The 21255-nt window shown below is 59.0% G+C and carries 14 protein-coding genes; 7 read left to right on the forward strand and 7 right to left on the reverse strand.

From position 1 onward, the window contains the following. Positions 1-334: 334 nt before the first annotated feature. Together icd and F6X24_RS10825 are read right to left on the reverse strand one after the other, a co-directional pair. Entirely contained in the window at positions 335-1600 is a 1266-nt protein-coding gene (gene icd / locus F6X24_RS10820; RefSeq protein ID WP_151088010.1) for an NADP-dependent isocitrate dehydrogenase, read from the reverse strand. A 133-nt stretch (positions 1601-1733) separates the two neighbouring features. Further along, positions 1734-4760 carry a M16 family metallopeptidase gene (locus tag F6X24_RS10825; protein ID WP_229725034.1) on the reverse strand — a complete coding sequence of 1009 codons (3027 nt, stop codon included), beginning with the start codon at positions 4758-4760 and terminating at the stop codon, positions 1734-1736. A 168-nt stretch (positions 4761-4928) separates the two neighbouring features. Between F6X24_RS10825 and F6X24_RS10830 the strand changes: the two genes are divergently transcribed. Then, positions 4929-5747 carry an SDR family oxidoreductase gene (locus F6X24_RS10830; protein WP_151088011.1) on the forward strand — a complete coding sequence of 273 codons (819 nt, stop codon included), beginning with the start codon at positions 4929-4931 and terminating at the stop codon, positions 5745-5747. Positions 5748-5833: 86 nt separating this feature from the next. Here the strand turns inward: F6X24_RS10830 and F6X24_RS10835 are convergent, their stop codons facing one another. Further along, entirely contained in the window at positions 5834-7438 is a 1605-nt protein-coding gene (locus F6X24_RS10835; RefSeq protein WP_151089586.1) for a DEAD/DEAH box helicase, read from the reverse strand. A 173-nt stretch (positions 7439-7611) separates the two neighbouring features. Here F6X24_RS10835 and F6X24_RS10840 point away from each other — a divergent pair, with 173 nt between their 5' ends. The 3 genes from F6X24_RS10840 (at position 7612) to F6X24_RS10850 (ending at position 10884) form a co-directional block, all read left to right on the forward strand. After that, positions 7612-8352, forward strand: coding sequence for a class I SAM-dependent methyltransferase (locus F6X24_RS10840; protein ID WP_151088012.1), 741 nt, complete (start codon positions 7612-7614; stop codon positions 8350-8352). Between the two features lie 68 nt (positions 8353-8420). Beyond that, the gene (locus F6X24_RS10845; protein ID WP_229725036.1) at positions 8421-9551 is read left to right on the forward strand and encodes a CaiB/BaiF CoA transferase family protein; all 1131 of its coding nucleotides are present in this window, start codon (positions 8421-8423) and stop codon (positions 9549-9551) included. A 55-nt stretch (positions 9552-9606) separates the two neighbouring features. Then, positions 9607-10884, forward strand: coding sequence for a zinc dependent phospholipase C family protein (locus tag F6X24_RS10850; RefSeq protein WP_151088013.1), 1278 nt, complete (start codon positions 9607-9609; stop codon positions 10882-10884). An 87-nt stretch (positions 10885-10971) separates the two neighbouring features. On the opposite strand, the gene F6X24_RS10855 is transcribed toward F6X24_RS10850, so the two are convergent. From F6X24_RS10855 to F6X24_RS10870, 4 genes are all read right to left on the reverse strand, one after another. Then, positions 10972-11427, reverse strand: a complete 456-nt coding sequence (locus F6X24_RS10855; RefSeq protein WP_151088014.1) for a hypothetical protein — start codon at positions 11425-11427, stop codon at positions 10972-10974. Positions 11428-11587: 160 nt separating this feature from the next. Next, positions 11588-12382, reverse strand: a complete 795-nt coding sequence (locus F6X24_RS10860) for a SusE domain-containing protein (RefSeq protein WP_151088015.1) — start codon at positions 12380-12382, stop codon at positions 11588-11590. A gap of 75 nt (positions 12383-12457) precedes the next feature. Further along, positions 12458-14062 carry a RagB/SusD family nutrient uptake outer membrane protein gene (locus F6X24_RS10865; RefSeq protein WP_151088016.1) on the reverse strand — a complete coding sequence of 535 codons (1605 nt, stop codon included), beginning with the start codon at positions 14060-14062 and terminating at the stop codon, positions 12458-12460. A gap of 14 nt (positions 14063-14076) precedes the next feature. Continuing rightward, positions 14077-17166, reverse strand: a complete 3090-nt coding sequence (locus F6X24_RS10870) for a SusC/RagA family TonB-linked outer membrane protein (RefSeq protein ID WP_151088017.1) — start codon at positions 17164-17166, stop codon at positions 14077-14079. A 750-nt stretch (positions 17167-17916) separates the two neighbouring features. On the opposite strand from F6X24_RS10870, the gene F6X24_RS10875 reads away from it, so the two are divergent. The 3 genes from F6X24_RS10875 (at position 17917) to F6X24_RS10885 (ending at position 21051) form a co-directional block, all read left to right on the forward strand. Beyond that, complete coding sequence (locus F6X24_RS10875; protein ID WP_151088018.1) at positions 17917-18618, forward strand: hypothetical protein; 702 nt, start codon at positions 17917-17919, stop codon at positions 18616-18618. A gap of 125 nt (positions 18619-18743) precedes the next feature. Next, positions 18744-19958 carry an alpha/beta hydrolase gene (locus F6X24_RS10880; RefSeq protein ID WP_229725038.1) on the forward strand — a complete coding sequence of 405 codons (1215 nt, stop codon included), beginning with the start codon at positions 18744-18746 and terminating at the stop codon, positions 19956-19958. Between the two features lie 286 nt (positions 19959-20244). Next, positions 20245-21051 (forward strand): hypothetical protein, encoded by an 807-nt coding sequence (locus tag F6X24_RS10885; protein ID WP_151088019.1) that lies wholly within the window; start codon positions 20245-20247, stop codon positions 21049-21051. The last annotated feature ends 204 nt before the right edge of the window (positions 21052-21255 follow it).

A 21255-nucleotide genomic window follows, 5' to 3' on the forward strand; every position in this document is an offset into this window, starting at 1 on the left:
TAGTGCCAGCCCATCCAAAAACAGCCCCGTGGCTATACGGGGCTGTTTTTGTCTATAATAGGCAAGGGCGGCGAAACGCATAGCCTTGCGGCCCCATTGTCTCCTAACGTCCAAGACGACCGCCCCGCTACTGCAAAACTACGCTACTGACCTTGTTTTAGCTGCTGGTGTTCACTCGTCTATCATTGCCATAATCAAAAGACAAGAAAGCAGCGAAGCAACGCTTATCTGCACCAGGCTTTTATGAAATGTATGCATAGTGCGAAAAGCAAAACCCCCACGCCAGTCTTTCAGCCAACGCGGGGGTTATTAAAAATTGGCGATTGCCAAGCTACTACATATTCTTGATAATCTCGTCGCCAAACTCGCTCGTTTTGAGCAGTGTAGCGCCTTCCATCTGGCGCTCGAAGTCGTAGGTGACGCGCTTGCTTTCGATGGCGGCTTCGAGGCCCTTGTTGATGAGGGCGGCGGCTTCTTTCCAGCCCAGGTGTTCCAGCATCATCACGCCCGAGAGGATAACCGAGCCGGGGTTCACCTTGTCCTGGTTGGCGTACTTGGGCGCGGTGCCGTGGGTAGCCTCAAAGATGGCGTGGCCGGTGAGGTAGTTGATATTGGCACCCGGCGCGATGCCGATACCGCCCACGATGGCGGCCAGCGCATCGGAGATGTAGTCGCCATTCAGGTTCAGCGTTGCTACTACCGAGTAATCGGCGGGGCGCAGCAAAATCTGCTGCAGGAAGGCATCGGCGATGCTGTCCTTGATGATGAGCTTACCCTGGTCCTGGGCTTGCTTCTGCAGGGCATCGGCCACGGCCACGCCTTGCTTAGCCACGATTTTATCGTACTGCGCCCAGGTAAATACCTTGGCCCCAAACTCCTTCTCGGCCAGCTCGTAGCCCCAGGTTTTGAACGCGCCCTCGGTGAATTTCATGATGTTGCCCTTGTGCACCAGCGTTACCGACGGCAGCTTGTGCTCGAGGGCATACTTGATGGCGGCGCGCACGAGGCGCTCGGTGCCTTCCTTGCTCACCGGCTTGATGCCAAACGACGACGACTCGGGGAAGCGAATCTTCTTCACGCCCATCTCGTCTTGCAGGAATTCGAGCATCTTCTGGGCCTGCGGCGTGCCGTTCATGTACTCGATGCCGGCATAGATGTCTTCCGTGTTTTCACGGAAGATAACCATGTTGGTCAGCTCGGGGTGCTTCACGGGCGAGGGCACGCCGTCGTAGTAGCGCACGGGGCGCACGCAGGCGTACAAATCCAGCTCCTGGCGCAGGGCCACGTTCAGCGAGCGAATGCCGCCGCCTACCGGCGTTGTGAGTGGGCCTTTGATGCCTACCAGGTAGTCGCGGAAGGCTTCGAGCGTTTCAGCCGGCAGCCAGTTATTCAGTTGCTTAAAGGCTTTCTCACCGGCCAGCACTTCTTTCCACACCAGCTTCTTCTTGCCGCCGTAGGCTTTTTCTACCGCGGCATCGAATACGCGCTGCGAGGCCCGCCAGATGTCCGGACCCGTGCCGTCGCCCTCGATGTAGGGGATGGTCGGTTGGTCGGGTACAGTCAGCTTGCCATTCTTAATGGTGATTTTTTGCTCTGCCATGAGGAAAAAGGTTGTCTAATATTCTGTTGTCAGGTTCAGGTGGGAAGTCTTGTTTGGTGCTAGTGTTGCCAGCGGCTGGCCCCGCCTGTCATTGCTTCGTGTTGTGCCCAATAACAGGCGGTATTCTTTGAAATCAATACCCAAAAATCTCTTTCAGGGTAAGCTGCTGGACGGTGCCGTACTTGGCCAGCTCCTTGAAATTCAGCCGGTCTTTGGAGCCGATAACCAGGATAACCTGGTTTTGGCCCCGAATTTTAGCCTGCTGAAATTTCTGCAATTCGGCAAACGTCATGTTTTGGGTTTGGTCGTACACGTCGCGGCGCAGGTCGTAGTCGAGGCCTAGCCGGCGGGCGCGCTCGTAGCTGAGTAGCACACCTTCGTGGGTAATGCGGTCGGTGGCGATGCTGTTGCGGATGCTCTGCTTAGCGATGGCTAGGTTGGCATCGGCCAGGGGCATGTCGGTGAGCAAGCCTTCCATGCCGGCCATGGCCTCGGGCAGCTTGTCGCTCTGCGTGCCGATGTAGCTGAGGATGTAGTTGGAGCGGCCCGTCTTGTCGGCGTTCGCGTAGCGCGACATGGCCGAATAGGCCAACGCCTTGCTCTCGCGCAAATCCTGAAACACGATGCTGCCCATGCCGCCGCCGAAGTACTCGTTGTAGAGCGCCACGGTGGGCGCCATTGTGCGGTCGTAGATATCGCCCTTGGTCAGAAACAGGATTTCAGCCTGCACCATCTTGTAATCGACCCAATAGACTTTTTTCTCCTTCAAAGGTTGCTCGGCAAAGTCTTTAGCGGGTGGGGTAGGCTTGAGGGTAGCGGGCGTAAGGTGCTCATAACGTACCACATTCGTAATGCTGGCAATCTCGCGCGGCCCATAATACAGCACCCGATGCTGGTACGTCGGCAGCGATTTCAGCAGCGCCGTCAACTGCTCCGGCTTTAGTGCTTTCAACTGCGCCTCGGGCACATTATTGGTAAACGGATTGCGTGGGCCATACTTGGCGTAGCTTAGCATGGCCTGATTTAGAATCACTGCCTTGTTGAGCTTGGCATCCTGGCGCTGCTTCAAAATACCGGCTACCTGGTTTTTGAGGGCCGCCGCGTCGGGCCGCGGGTTGTTGAGCAGCTGCTCAAACAGCGTCATGGCCGGCTCCAGGTTGCTATCGAGCCCGCTGAGGCTGATAAGCACGCGGTCCTGGCTGCTGCTAACGGCAAACGAGCAGCCCAGCTTGTAAAACTCCTGCTGCAATTGCGCCGCCGAGTACTGGCCGGTGCCCAGGTACTGCAGGTAGTCCGTGGCTACGTCGAGCAGCGGATTATTATTGTTGCCGAGGTCGATAGCATAGAACAGGCTGAATAGTCCGTTTTCGCTATTCTTCGTGTAGTAGAGCGGCAGGCCGGGCTTTATTTCAGCCGTTTGAATGTCCTTCTTGTAATCCACAAACACCGGCTTTAATTCAGTGCTGGGCAGCTTCGCTATCTCCGTGTAGTAGGCCGACGCCGCGTCGCGGTTGGCCGGCACCGGCGTGATGGCCGGCTTCACCACCTTCACCTTATTTGAGTCTTGGCCGGTGCGCTTAAATACGGTTACGTAGTTCTGGCTGTAGTTGTCGTTGGCAAACTTAATGACTTCGGCCTTCGTGATGGTGGCAAAGTCCTCGTTTTGCTTGAGGTAGTCGGCCCAGCTCACGCGCTCGATAAACGATTCGTAGAGCGCCGAGGCGCGGGCCTCGTTGCTCTCGTAGCTCTTGGTGCGCGTCAGCTTGTCGTTGTTGACGATGGCCGGAATAAGCCAGTCAGGAAAGTCGCCGCGCTTCACCTTTTCCAGCTCGCCCAGTAGTAGTGTACGGACCTCTTCCAGCTTCTGGCCCTGGCGCGGCGTGCCGTAGAGCACGTGCGTCGAGTAGTCGTCGTTGAGGTCGGCAAAAGTGGCCGAATTCAGCACCCGCTGCTGCTGGTTCAGGTCGAGGTCGACCAGTCCGGCCTGGCCGTTGGTCAGGATTTTATCCAGCATCCGCAGGCGCAGGGCGTCGCGGGTGGCCTTGCCGGGCAGGCGGTAGCCCAGCATCACGTTTTCCGACTGCGGCCCGATTACCTCCTTCACGATGGGGGCAGTTATTGGCTTCTCCACCGGCGCAACAAACGTCGGTACCGGCTTGCTCTTCAGGTCACCGAAATACTTGTCAATCAGCCGGATGGTCTGGTCGTAATCCAAATCGCCGCTCAGGCAGAGGGCGATATTATTCGGCACGTAATACTGGCCGAAGTATTTCTTAATCTCGGTTATCGACGGGTTTTGCAGGTGCTCAATTGTGCCAATGGTGGTTTGGGTACCGTACGGATGAGTAGGGTAGAGGCTGGCGTTCAGCGCCTCAAACTCCTTGTTGAAGTCGGAGTCCAGGCCCCGGTTCTTTTCCTCGTACACCGCCTCCAGCTCGGTGTGAAACAGGCGCGGCACCATTTCCTGGAAGCGCTCGCTTTGTACGGCCGCCCACTTTTCGAGCTGGTTGCTCGGGATATCCTCCTGGTAAACAGTTTCTTCGTTCGAAGTATGCGCGTTCGAGCCCTTCGAGCCGATGCTGCCCATGAGCTTGTCGTACTCGTTGGGCACGGCGTAGCGCGCCGCCACCCCCGAGATAGAGTCAATCTGATGGTAGGTGCGCTTGCGGGCCACTGGGTCGTTGCGCTCGCCGCGGTACGTTTCGTACAGGGCCTCAATCTTATCCAACTCCGGCTTTTCCTTGCTCCAGTCTTTGGTGCCGAGCCGCGAAGTACCTTTAAACACCATGTGCTCGAGGTAGTGCGCCAGGCCGGTGGCGGCAGCAGGGTCGTTTTTGGAGCCGGCGCGCACTGCTATATACGTTTGGATACGCGGCGCATTCTTGTAGTCAGACAGGTAGACCGTGAGGCCATTATCGAGCTTGTACACGCGCACGCCCAGCGGGTCGTTGGGCGCGGTTTCGTAGCGGTATTCCCTGGGGGCCGTTGGCACCGAAGCCGGAGCAACCGCCGCGGCCATCACGGCAGGCTTGCTCGATTGACACTGGGTGGTCAGGCCCAGCGCTGCCAGGGCAGGCAGCAGAAGCAGCAACGGTCTTTTCACAAACTTACCAGTCAGAGCGCGGGGGATTTTAATAGGGGCACAAAGGTAGAAGTTCATGCGGGGAATAAAAAACAAAAATTTCACTTGTAATGGGTTACCTTTTAGGCGCTGCTTAAGCTATTATCAGCTTAAAAGACACACATTTGCAAAAATGATGGGCTTGGGATAAAGCAAACGTGCCACCGTTTCGTCTGGTAAGTCATTTTTTAACCAAGACCCTTTTTCATGGCTCAGACAGTTTTCATAACTGGAACTTCGACCGGTATCGGCGCGGCCACCGTTCGGCTTTTTGCTGCGCACGGCTGGCAAGTGGCCGCTACCATGCGCAACCCCGCCGACGCGAAGTTTGACGGCCTGGCCGGCGTGCGGGTGTATGCCCTCGACGTAACCGACCCGGCTTCCGTGAAGCAGGCAGTGGCGCAGGCCCAGCACGATTTTGGCCGCCTCGATGTGCTCATCAACAACGCTGGCTATGGCTTGGTGGGGCCTTTTGAAACCGCGACCTATGCCCAGATTCAGCAGCAGTTTGCCACCAATATGTTTGGCGTATTTGCCGTTACGCAGGCCGTGCTGCCCGGTATGCGGGCGCAGCAGGCCGGTGTCATCATCACTATTACCTCGGTGGGTGGGCGCACGGCGTTTCCTATGAACTCGCTCTACCACGCCACCAAGTTCGGGCTCGATGGCTTTTCGGAGTCGCTCTGGTACGAGCTGGCTCCCTTTGGGATTCAGGTGAAAGTAGTAGCGCCGGGCGGCGTGGCTACTGACTTTGCCGGCCGCTCGCTGCACATGACCGCCGACCCTGCCGACGAAGCTAACCCCTACGCCGGGCAGATGCGTGCCGTGCTCGATGCCTTTAGCAGCCGGGGCGGGGCCGCCTCGCAGCCCGAGCAGATTGCTGAGGTTATCTACGAAGCTGCCACCGATGGTAAAGCGCAGTTGCGCTACATTGCCGGGGCCGATGCCCAGGGGTTATTGGGGGCAAAGGCCCAGATGGCCGAAGCCGATTTTATGAAAATGATTCAGCAAAATTTCGGCGTGTAAAAAGGTCGCCGCCATAAGAAAAGCCTTCGCGCATGCGGCTGATAAAGCAAGCATGCGCGAAGGCTTTTCTTATGGCGGCCAGCGTACTATTCGGCAGTCGGTGAAGGCGCTGTGGGCGTCTCGGCCGTAGCGCCAGAGGCTTCGCCCGCGCTGCGGGGCCCTTTGCCGCGGTTGCGGCCGCCACGCTTGCGGCGGCGCTGGCCTTCGGCGCCTTCCCCTTCGGCGCGGGCCGGGCGCGGTGCTTCTCCCTCGGGGCGTGGGGCGCGGGGCAAGCGCGGTGGACGGTGGGCTTCCCCTTCCGGGCGGGGCTCACGGGGCGGCCGGCTTTCACGGGTAGGTGCTACATAGGCCCCCACCGGGCGCTCGCCCGCGTCGATAGCCGCCAGGCGAGCCGCGGCATTGGCCAGGCGCTCCGCCCGCTGCGGGTCATTTTTGTCGTTGCCCTCGCGGCGAGGACCCCGGTCGCGGCCTCCGCCACGGGGGCCACTACCTTCAGGACGCGGCCCCCGCTCACCCTCGCGGCGCGGCCCGCGCTCGCCACCCCGGCCGCCTTCGCGCGGACCGGTTTTGCCCCGCAGGCCGCTAAAGCGCTTGGGGTCGAACTCGGGCGCCGGGCCGTAGCCGAGAGCTTCGGTAATGGCCTGTTTCTCAATCTCGCGCTCGATGAGCTTCTCAATTTTGATGATGCGGTCCTGGTCCTGGTCGGCAATGAAGGTAATGGCCGTACCGGTGGTGGCCGCACGCGCCGTGCGGCCAATGCGGTGCACGTAGTCTTCGGCGGCGCGGGGCACGTCGAAATTTACCACGTGGCTCAGCGAGTCGATGTCAATGCCCCGGCTCACCACGTCGGTGGCAACCAATATAGGGAATTGCTTATTCTTGAAAGCGCGCATGGTGTCTTCCCGCTCTTCCTGGGTGCGGTCGGAGCTGATGCCCTGCGCCGGGTAGCCCAGCTTGTTGAGCGAGCGCACGATGCCGGCCACGGCCGCTTTCTTGCTGGTAAAGAGCACCATACTCTGCACATCCTGGGCCTTGATAAGGTGTTCCAGTACGGGCAGCTTCTGGTGGTCGAAGGTCATGTAAAACTGCTGGTTGATGCCCGCGGCGGGCTTGCTCACGGCCAGGCGTACCTCGTCGGGCTCGTGCAGAATCTGCTGCGAGAAGTCGCGGATTTTGCTCGGCATGGTGGCCGAAAACAGCAGCGTCTGGCGCTGCTTGGGTAGCTGGCGCACGATGTTTAGGATGTCATCGGCAAAGCCCATGTCCATCATCTTGTCAGCCTCGTCGAGCACCAGGTATTTCAGGTCATCAAACTTGACGTAGCCCAGCTGCATGTGGGCGATGAGGCGGCCGGGCGTGGCCACGATAATATCAGCCCCCGAAGTCAGGGCACGCTTCTGCTGCTCCCAGTTCTCCGACTTGCCGCCGCCGTAAATGGCAATGGACGAGGCTTCTACGAAGTAGCCGAAACCCGTTACCTGCTCGTCAATCTGGGTGGCCAGCTCGCGGGTGGGAACCAGTACCAGGGTGGAGGTGGTGCCGTGGCCGGCGTGCGAAATCTTATCGAGCAGCGGTACGAGGTAGGCAGCGGTTTTTCCGGTGCCGGTCTGGGCGCAGGCAATCAGGTCTTTACCCGCCAGGATTTTCGGAATCGCCTGCTCCTGAATGGGCGTGGCGTTGAGGTAGTTCATGGCATCCACGCCGGCCAGCAGGTCGTCGTGGAGGTTGAAATCGTGAAAAGTCAAAGGTTCAGCGAATGAAGTGAATAAAAGGGGCTGACCTTATATTTCCCGGTCAGCAAACCGCTTGATTTAGAACAAAGGTAAGCCAGATAAGTGCCCGGCTGGCGGCTACCTTCGCGGGCATGTCCCTCGACCGTTTTTCGACCCAAGCCGCGCAGTACGCCCGCTACCGCATTGACTATCCGCCCGAACTCTACGACTGGCTGCTGCCGCAGGTGCCCAACCGCCTGCGCGCCTGGGACTGTGCCACCGGCAACGGCCAGGTGGCCGTGGTACTGGCCCGGTACTTTCGTGATGTTGAGGCCACCGACCTTAGTGCCAGCCAGCTGGCCGAGGCCACCGAGCGGCCCAATATACACTACCAGGTAGCCACGGCCGAGCATACGCCCTTTCCCGACGACCACTTCGACCTCATCACGGTGGCGCAGGCCGTGCATTGGTTCGACCACGCGGCCTACCACCGTGAGGTGCGCCGCGTGGCCGGCCCCGGCACCGTGCTGGCCGAGTGGGGCTACCAGTTTTGTCACACCGACCACGCTGCCCTCAACCGCGTGCTCAACCATTTTCATGAGGAAACCTCGGGGCCTTACTGGGATGCCAACCGCCAGCATATTACCGACGAGTATGCCCGCATTCCCTTTCCGTTTGCCCGCGTGCGCCAGGCCCGTTTTGCCGCGATAAAGCGCTGGAAAATAGACGATATGCTGGGGTATCTGCGCAGCTGGTCGGCCACCGCCAACTATGCCCGGCAGCACGGCGGGGCCGATATGGTGGCGCTGGTGGCTGCTGAGCTGACCCGGCTGTGGGGCGAAGGCGAGCGCGAGGTAGTATTCCCGATTTTTGCGCGAGCCGGCATAATATAGTATTTTTTATATATGTAATGCCAATCGCTTGCCCGGCGATGTACGCGACCTAACTAAGCAATTAACAGATGTCTGCCACCTTACCTTTTGCCGGCCTGCGGGTGCTGGAGCTGGCTTCGGTGCTGGCCGGCCCGCAGGTAGGCCAGTTTTTTGCCGAGCTGGGGGCCGATGTACTGAAGGTCGAGCCGCCCACCGGCGACGTGACCCGGAGCTGGCGCACGCCCGGCGACGACCCCGACAGTTCGGTATCGGCTTATTTTGCGGCAGCTAACTGGGGCAAATCATCCGTAGTGCTCGACCTCACGCAGCCCGCCGCCCAGGCCGAGCTGCTTCGGCTGGCCGCGGCGGCCGACGTGCTTATTGCCAGCTACAAGCCCGGCGACGCCGAAAAATTCGGGCTGAGCTACGCCCCCCTGGCGGCCGGCAACCCACGGCTCATCTATGCGCACCTCACCGGCTACGGCCCGGCCAGCCCGCGCGTGGGCTACGACGCCGTGCTGCAGGCCGAAACCGGCTTTATGCACCTCAACGCGGCCAGCCCGGCCGACCCGCCCCAGAAAATGCCGGTGGCGCTCATCGACCTGCTGGCCGCCCACCAGCTCAAAGAAGGCATTCTGACAGCGCTTTACCAGCGCGAGCAAACCGGCCGGGGCGCGCTCATCGAGGTAAGCCTGCTCGATAGCGCGCTGGCTTCGCTGGCCAACCAAGGGGCTACCTGGCTCGTGACCGGCCACGACCCGGTGCCGCTCGGCTCGGGCCATCCCGGCATTGTGCCCTACGGCACCGTGTACCGCGCCGCCGATGGCCAGCGGTTGGTGCTGGCCGTGGGCACCGATGCGCAGTTCCGGCAGCTATGCCTGGTGCTGATGCGCCCGCACTGGGCCAATGAGCCGCGCTTCAGCACCAACCCGGAACGGGTGCGCCATCGCAAGGCGCTCGAAGAGCTGCTGCTAATGCGCATTGCCGAGCTCAACGGCGTGGCGCTGCTGCACGAGCTGGCCCGGCTGGGCGTACCCGCCGGCGCCGTGCGCTCGGTAGGCGAAGCCCTGAGCCAGGAAGCGGCGCAGACCATGCTCCTGCCGCCAGCGCCGCCTTATTTTCCCTATGCCGGCTTGCGCACGGTGGCTTTTCGTAGCTCGGCCTGGCCGGCAGTAGGGGCTCTCGACGGGCCACCGCCCCTCGCGGCCGGGCCGGCGTAAGCTCGGCCGTGCAACGCCCGGCCAGCCTTTGCCGTTGAGGCAGTTTTACTGTTGCATGAAATCTGTATTTGTACCGCGTGTGATAGGGATGCTGCTGTTGGGCCTGCTGCTGCTGGCTTTGCTGCCGGCGCGCGCTTATTCTGTGCTCAGCCACCAGGCTAGTATTGACTCCTGCTGGGCCCCGTGCCTGAAGCCGGCCCTGGAGCGGCGCTTTCCCGGCGCTACGCCCGATGAGCTGCGCGAGGCCAAAGCTTACGCCTACGGCGGCTCTATTATCCAGGATATGGGCTATTATCCCTTCGGCTCGGCGCTGTTTACCAACCTGACCCACTACGTGCGCTCGGGCGATTTTGTCAAAAACCTGCTCTTAGAGGCCCACGACCGCAACGAATACGCTTTTGCCTTGGGCGCGCTGGCCCATTATGCCGCTGATATATATGGGCATGAGATGGGTATCAATAAAGCGGTGCCCATGCTGTTTCCAGAGCTAAAGGAAAAGTACGGCCCGGTGGTTACTTACGAGCAAAACCCTACTGCCCACGGCCGCACGGAGTTTGCCTTCGACGTTACGCAGCTGGCGGCCGGCAAGTACCGTTCGGCCGCTTATCACGATTTTATTGGCTTCAAGGTAAGCAAGGATGCGCTCGAACGGGCCTTTGCCCGCACCTACGGCCTGGAGTTGAAGCAGGTAATCTTCAACGTCGACCTGGCCCTGGGCTCTTACCGCTTTGCGGTGCGCAACCTTATTCCGCTGGCCAGCCGCGCGGCCTGGCGGGCCAACCGCCACGCGCTGCGCCAGGTCAACAGCCGGATTCGCCGCCGCGATTACGTGTACAAGCAAAGCAAAGCGGAGTATGAGCAGGAATACGGCACTACCTACGAGCGTCCGCATTTTGGCGCGCGGGTAGTAGCGGGCATTATTCGGATAATTCCCAAAGTAGGTAAGCTGAAAAGCCTGAAATTTGTCGCTCCCTCCCCGGAGGCGCAGGCCGTATTTCGAGCCAGCTTCCGGCAGACAGTCATTACGTATTGCAGGTTTTTGGGTGAGCAAACGGCCGTTGCTGCACAGGTGCCCAGCTTGCCCAACACCGACTTCGATACCGGCCATCCTACTAAGCTGGGTGAGTACAGCTTGGCCGACCGCACCTACGGTGAATGGGTACGGGAACTTGCCAAAAATAATTTTAAAGAGGTTTCAGCTCCGATGCAGAAAAATATTCTAACCTTCTTTAGCGACTCCTCGCAGCAGCCGCTCGATAAAGAGGAGCAGGAAAAAGACAAGCGCCAGCAAACGGAAGCCGCCCTGTCCAAGCTGCAGTCGCTGAAGCTGTAGCCTGCCAGGGGCAATATGTTAGCGCGGTTTCCTAAGTCCGAGAACAGCTTGGTTGGTGCGGGCTGCCGGCTTTTGGCCGGCTGTCCGCTATTCGTCGCCGCGGCTAGGCAGGCCGGGTGGCGGATTGCCCTGGTTGCCGCGAATAGTAGGAATGCCCATCTTTTCCTCCCGTTTCTGCTGGTAGCGCGCAAACTGCACCGACGTAAGCACGTCCTTCAGGCGGTCGAGCCGGGCCAGGCCAATGTCGTCGACGTAGCCTTTGAGCTTAGCGGGGTCCTGGCGATAGCGCACCCGGGCTGCCTCTACGCTGCGTACGGCCGCCAGGTTGATGGCCCGTACTTTCTCCACCTGAGCGGGGGTGAGGGCCAGGGCCTGGGTCATATTAGTGGTGAGGGCTTCGGCGCGGGCTTCTACGCTGGTGGGGGCGGCCCCCGCCGGGGTCGAAGCAGGCCTTGCTGCAGCCGATGCTACCTGTGCCGCCGCGGGCCGGGCACTGCCAAGGGCAACGCCCACGACAGTCAGCAAAAAGAGTGATTTAAACATAGTAAAAGAATGATATAAATGAGGTAGGCAGAGCGGAAAGAGTAAGAACGCCGATGCACCGGCTGCAGTTTCAGCCATTTCGGTGCCGCAAACGATGGGCATGAAAAAAGCCGCTGACTGGCAGCGGCTTTTTTCAACTATCAGCAGGCGGTTAAATAGCTTACTTGATAGTAAAGCTGCCGCCGGTTGACTTTTTGGTGGCGGGGTCAAGCGGACCCGGAGTCAGCACAATGGTATAGTTACCAGCCTTCGTAATAGTCAGGTTCGGGCCGTCCTGGGTGAGCGCACCGCCCGTGCTGGAGGCACCGCCCAGGTTGGCCGTCCAATCGGCTCCGTAGCGGAACTTAAAGTCACCGGCGTTCATCGGGCCGGAGTAGGTAAAGGTTTTCGACAGGCAGTTGTACGTCATGGGCACGTCGGTGTTCCAGTCTACGCCGCCGGGGCCGATAATAGACCAGGCCTGGCTTTTAGCTGGCTGGGCGCAGAAGGAATAAGGCGTAGCGGTAAACGTGGTAGCTACTGAGTTAACCGATGGAGCAGCCGGGCCTACGGAGGCGATTACCCGCACATCCATTTGAGCCGGGGTAGGCGTACCGCTTGTGCTTACCAGGCCTTTGCTCTGGAAAGCCGCATTCAAATCGGATACGCTCAGCGTGTCGGCCAGCTTGGAGCCAGCGTCAATTACGTAAGGCTTGCTGAAGTCGCCACCTTTTACGTCGAACTGCAGGCTGTAGTCAACAACAGCCGGATACCCAAAGGTAACGGGCGTCCAGGTATAGATAACAGCCCGGTTGGCGCTGTTACTCTGGGTCAGCACAAAGGAGTTGCCGGAAGAAGTGAGTGTCGGGCTAGCCCCTGGCTGCAAAACGGCTCTAACCTCATCCTTTTTGCAAGCTGCCAGGGTCACTAGTAGCGCTGCGCAAAACCCCAGCGCTTGGGTAAGGGATTTTTTCATGGTGGTGGGAATATAAGAGATGTAAAAAAGGAGGGGCGCCAGAAGCCAACGTCCCTCCTCTAAAATTATACTAGCTTAATAACCAGGGTTTTGCTGGAGATTGGTGTTGATGCTCAAGTCTGAAGAAGGTATCGGGAACAGACTGTACGTGTCTGCAACACCCCGGCCGGCGGCTACGCCACCTTTCCACGGCCACAGGTAAGAGGCACTGGTAAAGCGGCCGAAGCGAATGAGGTCGGTGCGGCGGGTTGCTTCCCAGTACAGCTCCCGTGAGCGCTCGGCCAGCAGGAAGTCGAGGGTCAGGTCGCCGGAGGCGATGTTGCCGCTGGTAGAGCCGTTGTAGGCGCGGGTGCGTACCGCGTTCACATACGTGAGGGCCAGGCCTAGGTCGCCGCCGCCCCGTACCGCTGCTTCCGCATACGTGAGGTACATATCGGCTAGGCGGAACATCGGATAATCAGTATCCACAAATGTATTGTCGGAGCCGGGCGCGCCGGTTGAGGTCACATTGCGGAACTTAATAGGCACATAGCCATTGGCGAAGTTGGTGAGCGCCGGGATATCCAGCGTCTGGCCGCGGGTGTGAAACCGGCCGCGCGAATCAGCGGCAGTATCCGGAAATTGCTGAAACAGGGCCGACGTGGCACGCGTGCCGCCCCAGCCGCCACCGAGGCCGTAATAGGCCGGGTTCCAGTTGGCATCGGCTGTGCCCGATACGGCCGCGTGGGTCAGGAAAGTGGTGCCGCCGTAGCTCTGGGTAAACTTGCCGTCAAAAACGATGGGGAAAATGACTTCCGGGTTGTTTTTGTCGTTGTCGGCCAGAAAGAGGTTGCCATACTTAGGCATCAGGGTGTAGCCAGCATCGATAACCTTTTTGGCATAAGTAGCGGCATCGGCGTAGCGCGGGGTGCCGGTATACACCTGGGCGTTGAGATACATCTTGGCTAGCAGGGCCCAGGCGGCACCCTGGTCGGCGCGGCCGTACTCGTTTTTGCGAGCCGATATCAGCGAGCCGTCAATTGCCTTGAGCTCCGACTCGATGTACTTAAACAAGTCGGCGCGCGTAATGCGGGGGGGTAGGGTAGTGGTACCAATTACGTCATTCTCCGTGGTAAACGGAATATTGCCGTACAGGTCCATGGCGTGGTAGTACGACAGCGCCCGCAGGAAGCGTACTTCGGCGCGATAAGCCGCGATGCTGGTAGCGTCGGTGGTAGAAATGCCGCGCGAGGCGAGCATAGCATCGGTTGACTGCTGCAAGTAGCTGTTGCAGATGGTTACCTGATACAGCAGGCGGCTGTAAAGGCCCCGGATGAGCACCCCGCTGGAGCTCCAGTTCATGTTGTGCCAATCCTGCACGCCGGGGTCGCCCCAGGCAATAACACCCTCGTCGGTAGTCAGCTCCTGGGCACTCCAGTACTGGCGGATATAGTCGGAAGTGCCTTCGTCGATGCCCTTAATGTCGGGGTTGCCGGCCGGCCCTTGCGAACCCGTAAGCGCAAAGCCCGCATAGACCTTGGCCATCTGGCTTTTGTAGCTGGCAGCGTCCTTATACACCTGGTTAGAAGTCAGGTCGTAGGTAGGAAGCTGATTGAGGTCCTTGGTGCAGGAGGGGGCCAGCACAAGGGCCGAGGCGGCAATGGATAGAACCTTGGCGCTGCGAATAAAAGTATTTTTCATGACAGATAGAAGGCTTAGATGCCCAGGTTCAAACCAAAAGTGAAGGTACGCGGACGGGGGTACGTGTTGTTGTCAACCCCGCTCGGAATCTCCGGGTCCAGGCCGGTGTACTTCGTAATCAGAAACACGTTCTGAACAGCAAAGTTCAAGCCGAGGTTCCCTTTGCCGTTGAAGACTTTACCTATGTTATAGCCGAGTGTGGCATTCTGCATGCGCAGGAAGGAAGCGTTCTGGATAAAGTAGTCCGACGAGTAGTGGTTCACGCCGTTGGCGTTAGGGAACTGCGTGAAGTTCGTGTCGGTGGTGAAGTTGTAGAGGTAGTTGGTCGAGCCGGTAATGTTGTAGTAGCTACCGTTCTGCGACTGGATGTTGTTGTATACGTAGTTGCCGATGTTGGCACGCAGGGTGAAGGCCAGGTTCACGCGCTTGTACGTCATGTTGGAGCTAAAGCCCAGCAGCACGGGCGGGGCCGCCTGCTTGTAGATGTAGCGGTCATTGGTGTCAATCTTACCGTCACCGTTCAGGTCGGCGTACACATCAGCCAGCGGCTTACCGTTGGTGTCATACACCTGCTTGGCTACGTAGAAGGCCGAAGCGGCGTGGCCAACGGCATAGATACCGATGTTGGTGCCGGTACCGCCGGCTATGCCGTTAGTTTCAATACCCGTGAAGCCGGGCAGCTGTGGCCCCAGCGACAGAATCTTGCTTTGGTTGTAGGTGCCGTTCAGGTTGATATCCCAACGGAAGTCGGTCGTGCGAACCGGGTTAATGTTGACGTTCACTTCCACCCCCTTATTTTCGAGCGAGCCGATGTTGAAGGTATAGTAGTTGGTGAAGTTGGTGCCGGCGGGCAGGAAGATGCCGCTAATCAGGCCATTCGTTCTACGGTAGTAAGCATCAACCGAGGCTGTTAGGCGGCCGTCGAGGAAGCCCATATCTAGGCCGGCATTATAGGTATCAGTAGTCTCCCACTTGAGGTTTTGGTTAAAACCCTGGGGAGAGTACGGGTCGTAAGGAATGCCATTGAACAGGTACTGAGCCTGTTGGTTGTTGTGCACGTAGCGCTGAATAGTAGGATAGTCACCGGCAATGCCGAACACATCCTGCTGGCCGGTGCGGCCGTAACCAAGCCGCAGCTTCAGTTCCGAAATCGTCGTGTTATCCTTCAGGAAGTCTTCGCCCTTGATGCGCCAAGCAAACGAACCGGCCGGGAACAAGGGTTTTTGGCCGGGGAAGCGCGACGACTGGTCATTACGCAGGGTGCCAGTCAGCAGGTAGCGGTCCTTGTAGTTATAGTTAATACGGCCGTAATACGAAAGAATTACATATTCCGAGCGGTATGGGTTAGGAGCAGCAGGCGACTGTATAATCAGCTGCGGTAAACCCGCTGCGTTGTAGTTGCCGTCCTGGCCTAGGTAGCTGGCAAAAGCCGGCGAAGTAGTGAGGAAGTCCTGGAAAGAGTAGCCACCCAGTATTTCAATGTGGTGGTCGCCAATCTGCTTGGAGTAGTTCAGGTAAAATTCCAGCAGCTTGTTATGACGGTCCTGCTGGTAAAGGGTGTAAGAGCCTCCACGGTTAACAGTGTTGGTTGCATCGTACGGTACGTTGAAGTAGTCATCAGCCAGCCCGGTGCTCTGGTTTTTAGCTCCAGTGCTGTGAGTGATATCGTAGCCCAGGTTCAGGTTGGCGTGCAGGTCGGGGAGGAAGTGCAGCTTATAGTCCAGCTGCACATTGCCAATGCTACGTAGTACCGTGCTGCGGTCGCGGGTCATTAGCAGCGACGCCACCGGGTTTTTCGGGGCCAGCTGCTGGGGAGCGCTGTTAGGGTTGGTAGGGTCCTGCAGATACTGGTAGAAGCCGCCATAAGACGAGTTGCCCGTATAAACGGGTTGCGTAGGGTCAAATACAGCAGCCGAGCCAATGGCACCGTTATTAGCAAAGTTATTGTCGGTCACCGAGCCTTTCACATTCAACGTGATACGTAGGTGGTCGTCGAGCAGCACCGGCGTCAGGCTAAGCGAGCCGCTATTACGCATCAGCTTATTGGTAAGCAGAATGCCTTGCTGGTTGAGGTTGCCATAGGAGGCGCGGAAAGGCATGTTTTTACCGATAGAACCGCTCAGGCTGACGTTGTTGTCATACGTCATGGCAGTGCGGAAAATCTCGTTCTGCCAGTTGGTGTTGGCATTGCCCAGCAGGTGGACATTGGCAGGCGCTAAGTTCTTAACCGCCGTGCGAAACTCATCGGCCGACAATACCGGCAGCGAGTTGTAGCGCTTAGATACCGAAGTCTGGGAACTGACATTGACGGTCAAGGCTTCGCCGGCCAATCCTTTCTTAGTCGTAATAAGAATAACGCCGTTCGAAGCGCGCGAGCCGTAGATAGCAGTTGCCGAAGCATCCTTTAGAACCGTGAAGCTTTCAATGTCATTGGGGTTGATGAGGCTAAGCGGGTTTGCTACACCGGCCAGCGCTCCGGGTCCGGAGGTAGGGGGGTTATCAACCGGTACTCCATCAATAACGATAAGCGGGTCGTTGCTGGCATTCAGCGAAGAGCCGCCCCGAATACGAATCTGGGTAGTAGCGCCGGGAGCACCGCCATCGGTAGTAATCTGCACGCCGGCAACCTTACCCTGCACCAGCTGCTCGGGCGAGGTTATCTGGCCCTGCACGAAGTCCTTAGACGTTACAGTCGTAAGCGAGCCCGTCACGTCCTGGCGGCGCTGGGTGCCGTAGCCTACTACTACTGCCTCACCCAGCGCGGTAGCATTTTCGCTAAGCGACTGGGCCGCCACGTTTACCGTCTGGCCGGCGGCTACCGTTACCGGCACACGAGCCGTAGAGTAGCCAACAAAGGAGATAATGAGCGTGCGGGCACCGGTTGGTACCCCCGAAATGGTATAGGTGCCGTCGGAGTTGGTAGAGCCCCCGATAGAAGTACCTTCAACCAGTACCGTTACGCCCGGCAGGCCCTCGTTTTTGGCATCCGTGACGCGGCCACTCACCGTGCCGGTACCCGATTGAGCCCACGCTCCGAGCGAAGCAGTCAGGCCAAGTACTAAAAGAAGGAGAAACCGTAGTTTCACCAGGTAAGGGTGTTTCATATAAGGTAGAAACGGGTGGGGAAAAGTGAAATTTGAAGATTGAGAGCGGTGCAGTCGTTGGTCAGGAGCAAGTTGCAGAAAACCAAGAAGTACAGCCGCTGCCCGGGCGGCTGCCCACGACAAAAAGGGAAGAAGGGTAACGTGTAAAATGCCCGCAATCGATTGCGGATTGAAAAGGTACTATTAGTGAAAAATTAACTGATACCACGGCAAGATAACAGGTGACTCTGCCACAAACCAACTAAAAGCTACCGGGTTGGGCCGGTGAATCCGGCAAATCAAAGCCGGCTTTTGAAGCCGTTGCTTTCCTATGGCCTAATTGCATTTAAAAAACACCCTGGCTGCAAGCCGGCGCTGGGCCGCCGCCGCGGGCAGGCAAGCAGAGGTTTAAAGGTAATTAAATGATAATCAAGTGGCTTTGCGATGGTAATTTTTGCCTGCTAGGCTACCAGCCAGGTGGCTTGAGTGGTCGTAGGCACCAACCAGACCCGCCCAACCGGCCGCTGGCGCTACACGGTTACGGCGCAATGCATAGCGCCCAAAAAATGCCAGGAAATGCCTTGCCGCCTGCTGCTGGGGCCCAAAAACCCGCCACTTATCGCCAATTGAGCTACCGGGCCAGGTTTTAGGTTTCAAAACGGCCGTTGAAGGTGCCAACCCGACATTTGTCAGGTAAAGTGAAAGCTGGTGCGCGGATGCTTGCCCGCTACGCAGTCGCGGACGTACTTTTGGCTACTTTCACATTCGTTTATGAAATCATCCCACTGCGCTTTTGCCCTGATTTTCTTCTCGCTAGGTATTGCTGGTACGGCGGCGGCTCAGACGCGGCGGCCCACCCCCGGCAAGCCGGCAGTCAAGGGCCGGCCGGCATCGAAGGTAGCGGCCCCGCCGGCTCCCATTGAAAGTGCCAAGCGCATTGATAACTCGGCCGAAGAGGGGAAAGAGCCGCTCGTTATTAATAAGGTAAAGATAAAAGACCCGGTGCTGGTTTTTTATCAGCAAACAGCCCCGACCAATGCGGTACAGCAACTGCTGATGGACGAAAAAAACCTGCCCTTGCTTAAGACGGTGCCGCTCGAAGAGTTGGTAGCCCGCCGCGAGGTATTCATTGATGGCCTCGGCAACTACGACCCGCCCGGCACCACGGCCGATGCCCAGAAATACCGCCTGACGGGCGTGAGCCTGCTGGCCAGCAGTGAAAAGCGCCGCCCGGCGCCCGATGGCCGCAGCACCTATGCCCGCCTGAAAGTACCCAGCCCCGGCGAGCTGTACGTGGTGCGCGAGTCGGCCGAAGGCTACCGGCATTTTGTGAGCGGCCCCCAGAAAAAGGGTTCCCGCATCGACTTTGCCGTCAACGGGTTGCCTGGGGTAGATTCGGTTCGTGCTATATACACCTTGCGCAAGATAGATGCCTCCGAGCGCGGCGCCGGCAGCGGCGATATTATTCGGTAGCTGCCGCTACGGCGCTGCCCGCGCGGCTGCTGTGCCGCGGGCAGGCTGCTGCTTGCCAAGGTGTAAAAGGTGCTGCGCATAGCCACGCTCAGGTCGGAAAACCGGGACTACTGAAAAATTCGGGTATGCTTATGGAGAGAATGGCGGGTTTATATAGTAAAAATACCATGTTTGGTGTGGGGCTGCTGACCAGCCTGCTGGCACACGGGGCAGTAGCGCAAACCACGCTCCGGCTAACGTCAGTGCCGGCGGCTACGCCGGCCGGGCAAGCACTTTATGTAGCGGGCTCCTTCAATAACTGGGAGCCCGGCGCAGCCGGCTATGCGCTAACGCGCCAGCCCAATGGCAGCTACGAGCTGGTGCTGCCTGCCACAATACATGGCCCCCAGGAGTTTAAGTTTACCCGTGGTTCCTGGGCAACGGGAGAGGCTGATGCGGCCTTTCAGCCAGTAGCGAACCGGCGGGCCACTTTTGGCAACGACCCCGCAACGCTTACTTTTCAGGTAGCGACCTGGCAGGACCAGCGCCCCGGTGGGGTTGCCGTAGCGGGGCCCAAGGCGCATACTGCGGCGGCTAACGTGCGCATCCTGGCCGATTCTTTTCGGCTGCCCCAGCTGGGCGGGCGGGGCCGGCGGGTATGGCTCTATCTGCCGCCCGGCTATGCGGGCTCGCGCCAGAAGCGCTACCCGGTGCTGTACCTGCAGGACGGCCAGAATGTGTTTGATGAGGCTACTTCGTTCTCGGGTGAGTGGGGCGTTGATGAAACCCTGAACCAGCTAGCTACCCAGGACCGCCACTCTGCCGGCTGCATTGTAGTAGCCGTAGACAACGGCGGGGCGCGGCGGCTCGACGAGTATTCGCCCTGGGCGAATGCCGAGTATAAAAAAGGCGGCGAAGGTGAGCAGTACACTAACTTTCTGGCCCTTACCCTCAAACCCTACATTGATGCCCACTACCGTACGCTGCCTGATGCTGCCCACACGGCCATTGCGGGTTCGAGTATGGGGGGGCTTATTGCCTTGTATGCCGGCCTCAAGTATCCAAAGGTGTTCGGGCGGGTAGGCGTTTTCTCACCAGCCATCTGGTTTGCCAAAGACTCGCTGCTGGGCTACGAGCGCCGGCACCAGCCGGCTCCGCTCAGCAGCCGCTTTTACTTTGTGGCCGGCCCTGCCGAGAGCGAAACTATGGTGCCGCTCATGACGGAAGCGCGTGACGCCTTGCTGGCCCGGGGTGTGCCAGCAGCTAACCTTATGCTGAAGGCGCCCGCCGATGGCAAGCACGCCGAATGGTTCTGGCGGCGCGAGTTTGGCCCAGCTTACCGTTGGCTGCTGGGCAACTAGCATCTTTTTCGGCCTGCCGGGTTGCGGTGTTTTAAGAAATCAATAAAATCCTTGCAGAGTTGAGCACTGCCCGTATATTTGCGGCCGTATGAATCACCAACAACTGGTCATTATGATGCTGAATTGCCGACCCAAACCGGGCCTCGGAATCGCGCGTCATGGCCGGCTGCCACGGGTACTTAGCAACTAAAATGCTTTTACTCCTTCGGTTCAGCTAACCCTTTACAGCCCGATTCCAGATTTCTGGAGTCGGGCTTTTTTTTGGTATTTCCTTTTCGTTGCCGCTATGTCACTGCACCTGCTCGCCCGCCCTCACCACCCTGCCGCGCCCGCTGCCGGCATGGTCTGGAAGATGCTGTTTGACCGCCAGCAGGCGCTGCTGCACCGGTGGGCCCGGCCGGCATTCGGCCGGGCACTCGCTGAGCTGGGCCTGCGCCGCGATACACTGCCTAACCTTCTGCCTATCAGCCAGGCGGTGCGGCAGCGCACCGGCTGGACGCTGCGGCTTGCCGAAAGGCCGGTAACCGAATCTGCCTATTATGCCTCCCTGGCCCGACGCGAGCTGCCGGTAGTGTCGCGGCTGCGCACGTTCAGTGAGTTTGACCAGCCGCCGGGTGGCCCCGACCTCTTTGCCGACCTCTTCGGCCGGGTGCCGCTGCTGCTGGAGCCCGGCTACGCCGAGGCGCTGTGCGCGTTGGGCCGTGCCTGGGAATTGGGTACCAATCCGGCAGCCGTTGCGCTGCTGCGGGGTTTCACACGTAGCACATTTGAGCGGGGCTTGCTGGCTTCAGCGAGCGGGCGTCCTCAATTCTACGGCGCGTCGCTGCTTACCTCAGCCCGGCATCTGCACGCGGCCGCGGCGGCCGACCCGGCCGTGTACGAGCCGCTGGCAAATGCAGTGCGCCACCTGGGGCCGCCAGCATCGGCCGAAGCAAGCATCACGGCCGTGAGTCCAACGCCCTATTTCGTAGCCGAAAGCTGGGCCGACCTCCTCGATGTTATCCAGCAGCTGCGCGAAGAGCTGCTCAAAGCTCAGCGGCAGGCCGCTGGTGCCCACGCACAGCTGGCGGAAAGCAGTTGCGGCCTACTGTAGAGATGCATCTTTGCGTCTCGGCGCTGAACGACTATAACTGCGCGGTTTAACCAACGCCGAGACGCAAAGATGCGTCTCTACAGGCTGCCTACTTACTTGGAACTGTTCTACTTCCGATGGCCGCCAGCCGGCATTGGCAGCGCGGCTATCCGAGCTGTATTAATAGTGTAAATTAACTATGTTTATGCTGAGGCTTTAGTAGCT

Source organism: Hymenobacter baengnokdamensis, from assembly GCF_008728635.1.
GTDB classification, from domain to species: Bacteria; Bacteroidota; Bacteroidia; order Cytophagales; family Hymenobacteraceae; genus Hymenobacter; species Hymenobacter baengnokdamensis.